General features: G+C 64.7%; 14 protein-coding genes and 1 riboswitch. Of the genes, 6 read left to right on the top strand and 8 right to left on the bottom strand.

What is annotated here, in order from left to right:
• Nucleotides 1-272: 272 nt before the first annotated feature.
• Both NJH59_RS11460 and NJH59_RS11455 read right to left on the bottom strand, forming a co-directional pair.
• Complete coding sequence (locus NJH59_RS11460) at nt 273-1955, bottom strand: fatty acid--CoA ligase (RefSeq protein WP_253086808.1); 1683 nt, start codon at nt 1953-1955, stop codon at nt 273-275.
• 132 nt (nt 1956-2087) lie between these two features.
• Entirely contained in the window at nt 2088-2717 is a 630-nt protein-coding gene (locus NJH59_RS11455; RefSeq protein WP_043864359.1) for a LysE family transporter, read from the bottom strand.
• Nucleotides 2718-2905: 188 nt separating this feature from the next.
• Between NJH59_RS11455 and NJH59_RS11450 the strand changes: the two genes are divergently transcribed.
• The 3 genes from NJH59_RS11450 to NJH59_RS11440 all read left to right on the top strand — a co-directional run bounded on the left by NJH59_RS11450 (nt 2906) and on the right by NJH59_RS11440 (nt 5744).
• Nucleotides 2906-3868: a 2-hydroxyacid dehydrogenase gene (locus NJH59_RS11450; protein WP_054916229.1), complete on the top strand. Its 963-nt coding sequence runs from the start codon at nt 2906-2908 to the stop codon at nt 3866-3868.
• A 42-nt stretch (nt 3869-3910) separates the two neighbouring features.
• The gene (locus NJH59_RS11445) at nt 3911-4909 is read left to right on the top strand and encodes a class I SAM-dependent methyltransferase (RefSeq protein WP_043864357.1); all 999 of its coding nucleotides are present in this window, start codon (nt 3911-3913) and stop codon (nt 4907-4909) included.
• A 39-nt stretch (nt 4910-4948) separates the two neighbouring features.
• Nucleotides 4949-5068: riboswitch (yybP-ykoY riboswitch) on the top strand.
• An 88-nt stretch (nt 5069-5156) separates the two neighbouring features.
• A complete protein-coding gene (locus NJH59_RS11440) occupies nt 5157-5744 on the top strand; it encodes a TMEM165/GDT1 family protein (RefSeq protein WP_043864356.1) in 588 nt (195 codons plus the stop codon).
• Nucleotides 5745-5831: 87 nt separating this feature from the next.
• On the opposite strand, the gene NJH59_RS11435 is transcribed toward NJH59_RS11440, so the two are convergent.
• Nucleotides 5832-6647: a M48 family metallopeptidase gene (locus tag NJH59_RS11435; protein ID WP_043864476.1), complete on the bottom strand. Its 816-nt coding sequence runs from the start codon at nt 6645-6647 to the stop codon at nt 5832-5834.
• Nucleotides 6648-6801: 154 nt separating this feature from the next.
• On the opposite strand from NJH59_RS11435, the gene NJH59_RS11430 reads away from it, so the two are divergent.
• Entirely contained in the window at nt 6802-8943 is a 2142-nt protein-coding gene (locus NJH59_RS11430) for a methyl-accepting chemotaxis protein (protein WP_043864355.1), read from the top strand.
• 85 nt (nt 8944-9028) lie between these two features.
• Here the strand turns inward: NJH59_RS11430 and NJH59_RS11425 are convergent, their stop codons facing one another.
• From NJH59_RS11425 to NJH59_RS11415, 3 genes are read right to left on the bottom strand one after another with little or no spacing between them, the layout of a single operon-like run.
• On the bottom strand, nt 9029-9649 hold the full coding sequence (locus tag NJH59_RS11425) for an SOS response-associated peptidase (protein WP_043864354.1): 621 nt from the start codon (nt 9647-9649) through the stop codon (nt 9029-9031).
• Between the two features lie 9 nt (nt 9650-9658).
• On the bottom strand, nt 9659-9919 hold the full coding sequence (locus NJH59_RS11420) for a DUF2007 domain-containing protein (RefSeq protein ID WP_043864353.1): 261 nt from the start codon (nt 9917-9919) through the stop codon (nt 9659-9661).
• Nucleotides 9919-10101 (bottom strand): CPXCG motif-containing cysteine-rich protein, encoded by a 183-nt coding sequence (locus NJH59_RS11415; protein WP_054916232.1) that lies wholly within the window; start codon nt 10099-10101, stop codon nt 9919-9921. Before NJH59_RS11415 ends, NJH59_RS11420 begins: the two co-directional genes overlap by 1 nt.
• A gap of 123 nt (nt 10102-10224) precedes the next feature.
• Between NJH59_RS11415 and NJH59_RS11410 the strand changes: the two genes are divergently transcribed.
• Nucleotides 10225-11388 carry a 1-acyl-sn-glycerol-3-phosphate acyltransferase gene (locus NJH59_RS11410; protein WP_043864351.1) on the top strand — a complete coding sequence of 388 codons (1164 nt, stop codon included), beginning with the start codon at nt 10225-10227 and terminating at the stop codon, nt 11386-11388.
• 107 nt (nt 11389-11495) lie between these two features.
• Here the strand turns inward: NJH59_RS11410 and NJH59_RS11405 are convergent, their stop codons facing one another.
• Complete coding sequence (locus NJH59_RS11405) at nt 11496-11756, bottom strand: hypothetical protein (RefSeq protein ID WP_054916233.1); 261 nt, start codon at nt 11754-11756, stop codon at nt 11496-11498.
• A 163-nt stretch (nt 11757-11919) separates the two neighbouring features.
• Between NJH59_RS11405 and NJH59_RS11400 the strand changes: the two genes are divergently transcribed.
• Complete coding sequence (locus NJH59_RS11400) at nt 11920-12126, top strand: hypothetical protein (RefSeq protein WP_043864349.1); 207 nt, start codon at nt 11920-11922, stop codon at nt 12124-12126.
• A gap of 72 nt (nt 12127-12198) precedes the next feature.
• Here NJH59_RS11400 and NJH59_RS11395 read toward each other — a convergent pair whose 3' ends face one another.
• Entirely contained in the window at nt 12199-12783 is a 585-nt protein-coding gene (locus tag NJH59_RS11395) for a YajG family lipoprotein (protein ID WP_043864348.1), read from the bottom strand.
• Between the last annotated feature and the right edge of the window lie 613 nt (nt 12784-13396).

Raw genomic sequence — 13396 nt, 5'->3', positions numbered from 1 at the left:
ACGTGAATACGCCTGCTGGTCGACCAACGTGGCAGTGCGCAGTCATTTGCGCGGGCCCCCGTCCCTAAAAATCCCCTGACCCGACTATAGCCAGCAGGTACCTGTGCTTGATCCCTCTAAAGTGTGATTTGCACGTTGGTACTACACCCAAAGAGCTGATTCGCTCGCCAACTGCGCGGGCAGCGGCAAGGATGGCCTATTTTTTCGCTTTGACAAGGCGCGCAGGTGTCTGGCGCAAGGGTCGCACCCGCCAGGGCGCGACCGGCCCGCCTTCAGAGGGTGGACAGAAATGCGCTGTTGCTGGCCTGCCAGTGGCTGATGTCGACGCGGATGCGCTTCTTGTCCAGCTTGCCCACGCTGGTCTTGGGAATTTCGGTAACAAGGGCGATCTGGCTGGGGATTGCCCACTTGTTGATCATGCCCAGCTCCACGTAGGGCTTGAGGTGCTCCTTGAGCTCGCGGGCGTCGATGCTGGTGCCGTCACGCACCACCAGCAGGGCAAACGGACGCTCGCCCCACTGCGGATCGGGTACACCCACCACCGCCACTTCGCGCACCGAGGGGTGGCGGCTGACGAGGTCTTCGAGGGCCAGCGACGACACCCACTCCCCGCCGGTCTTGATCACGTCCTTGATGCGATCGCGGATATCGACCACGCCCATGCTGTCGATGGTCGCCACATCCCCGGTGTGCAGCCAGCCGCCCTGCCACAGCTCGGCGCCTTTCTCCGGTTCGCGGAAATACCCCATGCTCAGCCACGGCGCGCGCAGCACCAGTTCGCCCTGGGACTCGCCGTCAGCCGGCAGGAAGCCGCCTTCGGCATCCATCACCGCGGCCTCCACCAGCGGCACCGGCACGCCGGCCTTGATGCGGTAGCTGATGCATTCGTCGTCGCTGCCGGCCAGCAGCTCTTCGTTGAGGTGGGCACAGGCCACCAGCGGGCAGGTTTCCGACATGCCATAGGCCGCCGTGAGCTGGATGCCCTGGGCCTTGGCCGACTCATACAGGGCGCGGTTGAGCGAGCTGCCGCCAATGATGATCTTCCAGCCGCCGAAATCCTGGCCCTGCGCGCCCTTGGCGTTGAGCAGCATCTGCAGGATGGTCGGTACGCAGTGCGAGAAGGTGACCTTTTCGCCCCGCCACAGCTGACACAGCATCTCCGGCTCGTAGCGCCCCGGGTAGACCTGCTTGAGCCCGAGCATGGTGGCCACGTAGGGGATGCCCCAGGCGTGCACGTGGAACATCGGGGTGATGGGCATGTACACATCATCGGTGCCCAGCAGGCGGATGCTGTCGATGCTGCCGGTCACGGTAGCCACGCCCAGGGTGTGCAGCACCAGCTGGCGGTGGGTGAAATACACGCCCTTGGGGTTGCCGGTGGTACCGGTGGTGTAGAAGGTGGTGGCCACCGAGTTCTCGTCGAAGTCGGGGAAGTCGTAGGTGGTGGCCGCGCCGGCCAGCAAGTGCTCGTACTCGCCCACCAGGTTCGGCAGTTCGGCATGCTTGTCGGGGCCGTCGGTGAGCAACAGGGTCTTCTCGACCGTGGTCAGTTGCGGCGCGATGGACTGATACAGCCCGATGAAATCGCTGTTGACCAGCACGAAGCGGTCTTCGGCGTGGTTCATGGTGTAGAGGATCTGCTCGGGCGACAGGCGCACGTTGATGGTGTGGGCCACCGCGCCGATCATCGGGATGGCGAACATGCACTCCAGGTAGCGATGGCTGTCCCAGTCCATCACCGCCACGGTGTCGCCGGCCTTGACCCCGGCTGCGGTGAGCACGTTGGCCAGGCGCGCGATGCGCTCGCTCAGGGTCAGGTAGTTGTAGCGCAGCTGATCGCGGTACACGATCTCGCGGGTTTTCTCGTAGCGGCTGCCCGACATCAGCAGGCGCTTGATCAGCAGCGGGTATTCGTAAGCGCCCGCAGCGGGGGCGATAATCCTGGTTTGCAGCATGGGAGTCCCTTTTTCGAGTACGCAGGCATGGCAATACGGCGCTTACTCTAGAACGGGACGGGGGCGCTCAAATCAGCCAAAGGAATGATTTGCGCGCCCGCAGGGATGACAGGCCAATGGCCATCAACCGCCTCAGTGCATCTCGGTGAAGGCGATCTTGATACCCAGCGCCACCAGCACCGCGCCCATGCCGCGATCGAACCAGTGGCCCATGCGCGCAAACCCGGAGCGCACGCGGGCGTGGCTGAACAGCAGGGCCACCAGGCAGAACCACAGGCCGGTGGCCAGCGCCAGGTAGGCCCCGTAGCCGGCCTGTATCAGCAGCGGAGTGTGCGGGTTGATCACCACCGTGAACAGCGACAGGAAGAACAGCGTGGCCTTGGGGTTCAGGCCGTTGGTCATGAACCCTGCCACAAAGGCGGCACGCGGGGTGCGCGCCACGGTCGAGACCTGCACGCTCTCGCTGCCGGCAGGCGCCGGGCGGGCACGCAGGGCCTTGATGCCGATGTACACCAGGTAGGCCGCAGCCAGCCACTTGAGCACGTTGAACAGCATGATCGACTGCGACACGATCAGGCCGATGCCCAGCAGCGAATAGCCCACATGCAGGAAGATCGCCGTGCCCACGCCGAAGGCGGTCCAGGTACCGGCGCGCCGACCGTGGGTAACACTTTCGCGCACCACCACCGCAAAGTCCGGGCCGGGGCTGGCCACGGCCAGCAGGTGGATCAGCGCAACGGTGAGAAATTCTGCCCAGTACATGGGGTGACGCTCCTGGCAAACGATCGGGTGGCGTACCTTACCCACTGCCTGGCAGTTCTGAAAGATACAGTTACAAGTGAATCGGCACAGTCACCTCCCGTGCAGCCGGATGCCTGGCTTTACGCCCACGGCGATGCAGGCTCTAATGCCCCACTACCTGCCCAAACCACACCCCAGGAGCCTGCCCCATGACCTTGCGCCGCGCTGTATTCCTCGACCACAGCTCCCTGGACCTGGGCGACCTCGACCTGAGCCGCCTGCGCGGCTGCTTCGATGAACTGCAGTTGCACCCGGCCACTGCCCCCCACGAGGTGGCCGAGCGCCTGCAGGGCGCGAGCGTGGCGATCACCAACAAGGTGCACCTGGACGCCGCCGCCCTCGCCGCCTGCCCCGACCTCAGGCTGATCCTGGTGTCGGCCACCGGCACCAACAACGTCGACCTGCAGGCCGCGCGCGCCCAAGGCATCGTGGTCAGCAACTGCCAGGGCTACGGCACGCCCTCGGTGGCGCAGCACACCCTGGCCCTGCTGCTGGCGCTGGCCACTCGCCTGCCCGATTACCAGCAGGCGGTGGCCGACGGCAAATGGGCCCAGGCCAGGCAGTTCTGCCTGCTCGACTTTCCCATCGTCGAACTGGAGGGCAAGACCCTCGGCCTGCTCGGCCACGGCGAACTTGGCGGTGCGGTGGCACGCCTGGCCGAAGCCTTCGGCATGCGCGTGCTGTCCGGCCAGTTGCCCGGCCGCCCGGCCCGCGATGATCGCCTGAGCCTGGCCGAGCTGCTGCCGCAGGTGGATGCGCTGACCCTGCACTGCCCGCTCAACGACAGCACCCGCAACATGATCGGCGCCGCCGAGCTGGCCCTGCTCAAGCCCGGCGCGTTCGTGGTCAACACCGCCCGTGGCGGGCTGATCGACGAGCAGGCGCTGGCCGACGCACTGCGCAGCGGGCACCTGGGTGGCGCCGCCACCGACGTGCTCAGCGTGGAGCCTCCGGTCAATGGCAACCCCCTGCTGGCAGGCGATATCCCGCGCCTTGTGGTCACCCCGCACAGTGCCTGGGGCGCGGTCGAGGCGCGCCAGCGCATCGTCGGCCAACTGGCCGAGAACGCCGAAGCCTTCCTGCAGGGCAACCCGCGCCGAGTGGTCAGCTGAGTTCTGCTAGAATTCGCGACTTTTTGCAGAGGGGCGCCGACCATGGACCCGCGTAGTGAAGTGTTGCTCCGTCAGGCCGAGCTGTTCAAAGGCCCCGTGTTGCTGGCCGGCCTGCCCGCCGACGACCTGCTGGGCAGCCTGCCCGATGCCCGCGCCTGGAGCTGGCACGCCGGCGACCAGGCCGCGCTCGAGGCGCGATTTGCCGGGCGCAGTCACTATGGCGTGGAGGTGCCGCCGGTGGCTTTCGACGGCGCCGTGCTGTTTCTGCCCAAGTCCCGCGATCTGGCCAACTACCTGCTCAATGCCCTGGCCTCGCGCCTGGGTGGGCGCCAGCTGTACCTGGTGGGTGAAAAGCGCGGGGGTATCGAGGGTGCGGCCAAGCAGCTGCACGCCTTCGGCAAGCCGCGCAAGCTCGACAGTGCACGCCATTGCCAGCTGTGGCAGGTCACGGTGGACACCCCGCCAGAGGCGCAGCCGCTGGAAAGCCTGGCGCAACGATTCGAACTGCCACTGGCCGAAGGCCCGCTGCAGATCGTGAGCCTGCCCGGGGTCTTCAGCCATGGCCGGCTGGACCGCGGCAGCGCGCTGCTGCTGGATAACCTCGAGCAACTGCCCGTGGGCCATGTGCTGGACTTTGGCTGCGGCGCGGGCGTACTCGGCGCGGCGATCAAGCGCCGCTACCCACAAAGCCGGGTAACGCTGCTGGACGTGGATGCCTTCGCCGTGGCCAGCAGCCGCCTGACCCTGGCCGCCAATGGCCTGGAGGGGGAGGTCATCGCCGGTGACGGCATCGATGCCGCGCCCCGCGAGCTGAACGTGATCCTGAGCAATCCGCCGTTTCACACCGGGGTTCACACCAATTACCACGCCTCGGAAACCTTGCTGAAAAAATCGGCCGATCATCTGAAAAAAGGCGGCGAACTTCGGCTTGTGGCCAACAGCTTCCTGCGGTACCAACCGCTCATCGAAGGCGCCTTGGGCAACTGCCTGATTCGCGACGAGGGACAAGGCTTTCGGATCTACCAGGCCACACGAACTTAAAAACTTCGCTTGCCCAAACGGTTTTGCCTAGGCAGAATCCGCTCCGTCCTAGGGGAGTAGTCTCCCGCGAGCACCCAGCTCGCCCGGTACGCGTCAACATACTTGGTCCTCAGACCATGGCGCGTACGACCCACGGTCCGCACAGACGGATCCAGGGTTTGACAAGACCTATGACACGCACACCTTACCCGGGGCGGGAAGGCTGTACGTGTCATAGCCGTGTCGACCCGCCCCCGTAGGAATCCTGATGCTGGAATCATTGCTGGTCCCCACCGCCATCGTTGCGCTCGCCGAAATCGGCGACAAGACGCAACTGCTCGCGCTCATCCTCGCTGCACGCTTTCGCAAACCCTGGCCGATCATCGCCGGTATCGTTGCCGCGACCCTGGCCAACCATGCGGCGGCCGGTGCGGTGGGTGCGTGGTTCGGCAGTTTCTTCTCGGAGGCCACGTTGCACTGGATCCTGGCCGCAAGCTTTGCCGCCACGGCCCTGTGGACCCTGGTGCCGGACAAGATGGATGACGATGAAGCCAGTACGGCGCGGCGCTTCGGCCCGTTCCTGACCACGCTGATCGCGTTCTTCATTGCCGAGATCGGCGACAAGACGCAGGTGGCCACGGTGATGCTGGCGGCGCAGTACCCGCACCTGATCATGGTGATCATCGGCACCACCCTGGGCATGCTGATTGCCAACGTACCGGTGGTGCTGGCGGGCAATTTTGCCGCCGAGAAGCTGCCGTTGACCCTGATCCGTCGCCTGGCGGCCACGGCATTCGTGGTGCTGGCGCTGGTGGCGGTGTATTCGGCGATGAAGGTCAGCGGGTGGGTGGGCTGATACCGGCTAGCGCGTGAAGCATTCGCCGGCAAGGCCGGCCCCTACAGGTTCGGGTAGGAGCCGACAGTGCCGGCGAAGGTCACGGCGCTATTTTCTGGCTTGCTCGTACAACGGCATCACCTTGGGAATCGCCGCCTGCAACGACGCGATACGGCTGCTCGAAGCCGGGTGAGTGCTCATGAACTCAGGCTGCGAACCACCCGACGCTTCGGTCATCTTGTTCCACAGGCTGATCGCCGCATTCGGGTTGTAGCCCGCACGCGCCGCCAGCTCCAGGCCGATCAGGTCGGCTTCGTTCTCGTTGCTGCGGCTGTTGGGCAAGGTCATGCTGTACTGCACCACGGTGTCGGCCAGCGCCAGGCTGTCCTGGCCTAGGCCGAACAGGGCACCTGCGCCCTGGCGCGCCATCTCCACACCATAGGCCTTGGACATCGCCTCGCGACCATGCTCGCGCAGGGCGTGGGCGATCTCGTGGCCCATCACCGCCGCGATCTCGTCGTCGGTCAGCTTGAGCTTGTCGATCAGGCCGGTATAGAAAATGATCTTGCCTCCCGGGCCGCAGTTGGCATTGAGCTCGTCGCTCTTGATCAGGTTGACTTCCCATTTCCACTGCGCCGCATCGGGGCGGAACTTCGGCGCCTGCACGATCAGCCGGTCGGCAATGGCCTGCACCCGCTTGGCGGTGGCGCTGGTCTTGTCGAGCATACCCTTGGTGGATGCCTCGCCCAGGGTCTGCTGGTACGACTGCGCGTACATCTGGTTGACCTCATCGGTCGACAGCATGCTGAACATGTACTGCTTGCGCTCCACGCCTACCGCTCCACCACTGGTGGTGTTCACGGCCTGGCAACCGGCCAGCAGCACACTGGCGCTCAGGGCGCCGATAACAACTGATCTACGCATGAAAACACTCCCTTCGAACATGCGGCGTATCCTAGGCCGCGCATCATAAACGCGCTACAGCCGTTCGCGAAGAATTGCATCGCCACACTCATGCTTTGCCCCCGGCGCGCCGATAACGCCCAGACAGGCGACCCTCTTTGCGCTCGGAGCTCCCATGAAGTTCAAGTCGATCCAGTTTTCCGTGGCCGCGCTGGCCGGTGCCATCGTGCTGAGCATCGTTGCAGCACTGGTGCTATACGCAGTGTATTCCGGTGCCCGCACCCAGACGCTGGTGCACAACCGCACCCAGCAACAGTTCGAGGCAGTGATCGAGCAACGCCTGACGGCCCTGGCCCAGACCCAGGTCAGCCAGATCCAGCGCAGCCTCGAGGCGCCGCTGCTGATCGCCCGCGGCCTGGCCACCACCAATGCCCTGATCGGCATGCAGGATGCTGCCGGCAACCCGCAGCTCAAGCTCGAACGCGAACAGATGATCGCCCTGCTCAGGCAGACCGCCCTGGACAACCCGCTGTTGCTGGGCGTTTACGTGGGCTGGGAGCCCAATGCGCTGGACCACGACGATGCCCGCTATGCAGGCAGCACGCTGGCGGGCGTCAACCCGCAGAGCGGGCGCTTTCTGCCGTGGTGGTACCGTAACGACGACGGTAGCCTGACCCTCGACAAACTCCAGGATGTGGACGACCGTACCCTGCTGCCCACAGGCGTGCGCACCAGCGAGTACTACCTGTGTTCCAAGGAGACCGGCAAGGCCTGCGCCATCGACCCGGCCCCGTACCAGGTGGGCAACAAGACCGTGATGCTGGCCTCGTTCGTCGAGCCGATCATGGTCAACGGCCAGTTCCAGGGCATCGCCGCCGCCGACCTGTCGCTGAACTTCATCCAGGATATGCTCAAGGCCGCCGACGCCCAGCTGTATGACGGCGCGGGCGAGATGGCGCTGCTGTCCAACAACGGACGCGTGGTGGCCTACACCAAGGATGCGAGCACGTTCGGCAAAAAAGCCAGCGATGTGCTGCAACCCAATGAAGTGGCGGTGCTCGGCAACCTGTCGGGCAAGGCGCTGCACTACGAAATCGACCATGCCAGCGGACAGATCGAGCTGTTCGTGCCATTTGCCGTGGGCAACACCGCCTCGCGCTGGACCTTGCTGCTGCAACTGCCGGTCAGCGCGGTGATGGCCGACCTCGACGCGCTGCAGCGCGAAATGAGCGCCCAGCGCAGCACCGACCTCACCGGCATGATCGTGGTCGGCCTGGGCATCGCCGGGCTTGGCCTGCTGGTGATCTGGCTGCTGGCCCACGGCATCGCCCGGCCGCTGCGCCAGATGGTCGGCATGCTGGACGACATCGCCCAGGGCGAAGGTGACCTGACCCGGCGCCTGAGCAGTGATCGCGCCGACGAACTGGGCGCCATCGCCCGTGGCTTCAATACATTCCTGAGCAAGCTGCAGGCAATGATCAGCCAGGTGGTGGTGTCGGTGCAGAAGGTCAGCGACTCGTCCGAGCACACCGCCGACATCGCCATTCGCACCAACCAGGGCGTGCACAAGCAGATGGCCGAAATCGACCTGGTGGCCACTGCGGTGCATGAAATGACCGCGACCGCCCAGGACGTGGCGCGCAATGCCACCCATGCGGCGCAAGCGGCCAGCAATGCCGACCAGGCCGCCAACCAGGGCCTGGAGATCGTGCGCAACACCTCCACCTCGATCAGCGCCCTGGCCGAGGAGATCGGCCGTGCGGTGGGTGTGGTACAGGCCCTGGCACGTGACAGCGAGAACATCAACGCGATCCTGGTGGCGATTCGTGCAATTGCCGAACAGACCAACCTGCTGGCGCTCAACGCGGCCATCGAGGCGGCGCGAGCCGGTGAACAGGGGCGCGGGTTTGCCGTGGTGGCCGATGAAGTGCGCAACCTGGCGCAGAAGACCCAGCAGGCTACCGAAGAGATCCAGCAGATGATCCAGCAGCTGCAGCAGGGCACGCGGGATGTGGTGCAGGTAATGGAGGACAGTCAGGGCAAGACCGAAGTCAGCGTGCAACAGGCGGCGCAGGCGGCCCAGGCGCTGGAGAGCATCACCCGGGCGGTGTCGGTGATCAACGACATGAACACCCAGATCGCCAGCGCGGCGGAGGAGCAGAGCGCAGTGGCCGAGGACATCAACCGCAACGTGATCAATATCGGCCAGGTGGCCAATGAAGTGGCTGGCGGGGCGGATGAGTCAAGCACAGCGAGCGCGGAGCTGACCAAGCTGGCGGAGCAGCAGCGGCGGTTGATCAATCAGTTTCGCGTCTGAGCCAGAAGCTTCGCCGGCAAGGCCGGCTCCTACAGGGGCATGCAGTGCCTGTAGGAGCCAGCCTTGCCGGCGAAGGGCTCACCACTTACGCCGGGGTCAGGCACTCCGGCGCATTCAACTTCGGATCATTCACCAGGTTCGCCAGCACCCGCTCGCGCAAGGCGGCCTGCGGGCCAGCGAGCAATTCCTGCAACTTCACCAGCGGCGTCTGCGGGTCCAGCCACGCGGCCTGCCCTGCCGCATCCAGAATCAGCGGCCGGCGCTGGTTGACTGCGGCCTGGGTCACCACCGCCGTGCTCAGCCACACCTGGTCCTGCACCGGGTAGGCCTCCCACACGCCGGCAAAGAACAGCGAAGACCCCTCGCCCGGCGTCAGCCAGTAAGGCCGCTTGCGCGCGGTGCCGCGCCACTCGTAGAAGCCGTTGGCCGGCAGCAGGCAACGGCGCAGGCGAAACGCTTCGCGAAACATCGGTTGCTCGGCCAGGGTCTCGGCGCGCGCCTGGGCCGGGGTGCGCGACAGGTCGGTCAGCCACGCCGGGGTCAGCCCCCAGCGCGCCCGCGCCAGCTCCAGCTGGCCTTCGCGCTGACGCTGGATCAGCACCGAGGCGCCGGGCGAGATGTTCCATTGCGCCTGCTGGTCAGGCGGGAACCCGGGCAGCGCGGCAAACGCCGAAGACCAGCGAAACAGGGCGTAACGTCCACACATGAGCAAAACCTAGCAAATCAGTATTCCCGGAAGGCTCTCCGGCTCGTCGCCAGGAAGCGGCTGGGCGCCATTGTACGCGGCGATCAGCTGGCGTGCGTATTCGGCCTGCGCATCGGGCACCGCCAGGCCCAGCAGCCCCTGCATCGGCAGCTCGCCCACGGCGCCCATCAGGTCGCGCCCACTCAGGTGCGCCTGGATCCCTTCGCTGCGCAGCATGCCGATCAGAAGCTCGGCCTCCAGCAGACTTTCCGGCTCGTAGATACGCTGCATCACTCGTCCTCGCGCTTGACGTCCAGCATCCACTCCTCGCCATGCACCTGCAGCACGAACACGATCGGCCGGCAACAGACCTGGCAGTCCTCGATATAGCTCTGGTCGCCACCGGACAGGTCAACGGTGGTTTCCACTTGCTCACCGCAGTAAGGACAATCATAGAAAGCAGATTCCACCATCGCAGTCTCCCAGGTGACTTGTGCGTATAATTGCCGGTCTATTTACAGGCCTTGCCGGTGTCTGAGCCGTTTTTCAGTCCGCAGCCCTACTATTACCCTAGCCGTTTCCAACAAGAGAGCATGATGGGCGAATTCGATGCCATCCGACCGTACAACGACGCCGAGGTGCCCGCCGTGCTGGCGCGCCTGCTCAGCGACCCGGCATTTCTGGATATCCTCACCCACTTTCGCTTCCCGCGCATGGCCGGGGCTTTCGGATGGCTGCTCAAGCCGCTGATCGCCCGGCGCCTGCGCAAGGAATTTGCCGGGGTCAGTTGCGTATCGACCCTGCAGGACAAGGTCGAATACTACGTCGACCACACCATCGACCGCGCCACCGACGGGGTGACCTACACCGGTGTCGAGCAGTTCAAGTCCGGCAGTGCCTACCTGTTCCTGGCCAACCACCGCGACATCGTGATGGACCCGGCCTTCGTCAACTATGCGGTGTACCACGCCGGCCTGCCGACCCCGCGCATCGCAATCGGCGACAACCTGCTGCAAAAGCCGTTCGTCAGCGACATGATGCGCCTGAACAAGAGCTTCATCGTGCACCGCTCGATCACCGGGCGGCGCGAAAAGCTGGCGGCCTATCAGCTGCTGTCGGCCTACATCAACCACTCGATCCGCAACGACTGCGCCTCGATCTGGATCGCCCAGGCCGAGGGGCGCGCCAAGGATGGTGACGACCGCACCGATTCGGCGATCCTCAAGATGTTCCACATGAGCCGCAAGGACGAACCGTTCGGCGCGGTGATCCAGTCGCTGAACCTGAGCCCGGTGTCGATCAGCTACGAGTACGACCCGTGCGACCAGGCCAAGGCCCGCGAGCTGTACATCCGCGCCACCACCGGCACCTACAGCAAGGCGCCTGGCGAGGATGACGTGAGCATCGCCCAGGGCATCACCGGCTACAAAGGTCGCGTGCACATCAACTTTGCCCCGCCGGTGAGCGAGTACTTCGAAGACACCAAGCAGCTGGCGGCGGAAATCGATCGGCAGATACTGGGTGGCTACCGGTTGTTCCCGGTGCATTACCTGGCGTATGCACAGTGGGCCGATGCCGACCCGCAGTTGCAGGTGCCCAGGGCCGCCGAGGTGTTCCCGGCCGATGAGCTGGCCCGAGCCCAGGCCGAGTGGCAGCGGCGCCTGGATGCCTGCCCGGTGGAACACCAGCCGTACCTGGTGCTGCAGTATGCGATGCCGGTGCGCAACCAGTACCGCGTCAAGGCGGGGTTGGCGCTCTAGAGCGCGTCGCCCGTATCGCGGGTCAAGCCCGCTCCCACAGGGATATCACTGGCCTTGAGTACAGTGCAGAACATGTGGGAGCGGGCTTGACCCGCGATGGCTTCACCTCAGATCCAGGTACTGAACCACGACAGCAGCAGCGCCATCGCCAGGCACGAAAACCCCAGGATGTAGTAGAACCGGTTCACCCGCAGGTTCATCCCCTCCACCATCACCTCATCACGCGCCAGCCCCGCCAGCGCCTGCGCGCCACGACGCCGCGCCGCTTGCAACAGCAACCCGCCAGGGCAGGTAATCAACAAGGCCAGCACATTGATCAGCTTGGCCGGGTGGGCCGCCAGCAGCCCCCACATCACTTGCAACGACATCGCACAACCTCGATAAAAAACCAGACCTCGACACGCCGCGCATTCTACCCAAGCGCCAGCGGCTCTCTCGTACTTTGCGACCGATGACAATTAAATCCGGCCGTCACACGTTCGTCATCCCGACAAGCCACTCTATTGCCCTTCAACACTCAGGGAGCTTGTCATGCTGCACGCCGAAAACCAGGACCGCCTCTATCTGATCGCCCCCAGCGATGAACAACAGGCCTTGATCGACGGCCTGGCGTTCAACGTCCAGGACCGCCAGTGGCTGGTGTACTGCGCACTTGGCGGGCATGCCCACCATGACCTGCCGGAGGTCGACCAGGGCACCGGCATCAGCCTGCTGGACTTCTACGTCGAAGCCGCCTGAGCAGGTCACGCCCACTAAAAAGCCCGATGCCTGCAACGAGGCATCGGGCTTTTTCGTTTGCCGTCAGCGGGTTTACTCGCCCAGTACCTGACCGACCGTCGGGTCCTTGAACAGGCGGGTCAGGGCGTCGCTGAGCACGTCACCCACCAGCTTGGTGTTGGTTTCCTGGTTGGGCGCCATGCCGAAGCGCTGGTCCAGCGAGGCGCCGTAGCGACCGCTGTAGCGGCGGTTGGCATTGGACACGTCGGCACGGAAGGTGGCGCCGATGGTGGCCTCGGTCACGTACAGGCCTTCCTTGGGCGACTGGTACTTCAGCTCGGCCAGGGTCACGGTCAGCTGCGGGGCGTTGTAGGCGTTCGCCGTGGGCGTGAAGCCCAGCAGGCGCACCGCTGCCTCGGCCTGGGCCTGCAGCTTGGGCACGATGTCATTGCCGTTCACGGTGATGGCGCTGGTTTCCGGGTACAGCCCGCCGCGGGTACCCAGGGTTTGCGAAGGACGACCATCGACCACCTTGACCACCACCGGCTGGCCACGACCCACGGGCGCGAGCTGGGCAGTGAGTTTGGGTTGCGGGCTGAGTTGTTGCGGGCTGTGGGCACAACCGACCAGGGTCAGGCTGGTGACAGCGATCAAACCGAACAACAAACGTTGCAACATGCTCATCTCTCCAGGAATAGCAGCAAAGGTCGCCAGTATAACCACCCGGGACCACCCCAGCCATCGGGGCCAGCCACTGTCACAATCGTTTCATCATCGACCGCGTAGACTGCCCACCTGCGCCGGTGAGCGCTCTGTTCAGCCGCCTGCCCCCTGCAGGCCAGCCCGCCACGGCGTGGCCGGCGAAGCAAAGCGCAACAAAAGTCGTTAATAAAGATCGTTTCTGCCCGCGACCTCGTTATAATCTCCCCCCGATTATAAGGACGTCTCCTGATCGGGCCTCGCAGCACCGCCAATGCCATTGCATCGGCATCCCCGAATCGCCCACAGAGAGCCGCCCACACAGGTCTTGCCAAGCTGGTGTGCCCGCGTTCCTTCGGCGCTCTGCTCTGCCTGAACCTGCCGGGTTTGCCATCGTGCACACCCTTTTTGAGGTTCACGACTCCAAAAGAGCGTGAAAAAACGGTTTTCACAACTTCACGAGAGTGTGGCGAGCAATGAACAGTCTGGCATGTGTAAAAGCAGCAACTGCGTCCCTGAAAGCCCCAAACAGCTGGCAACAGCACTCATCTGCGATGGGTGACTAAGGCCGGTCCATAGCGCACGATGGACA

It is taken from the genome of Pseudomonas sp. VE 267-6A (assembly GCF_024126555.1).
Taxonomy (GTDB): domain Bacteria; phylum Pseudomonadota; class Gammaproteobacteria; order Pseudomonadales; family Pseudomonadaceae; genus Aquipseudomonas; species Aquipseudomonas palmensis.
Note: the sequence above shows the minus strand (reverse complement) of the source record. Positions and strands in the feature narration are given on the sequence as shown.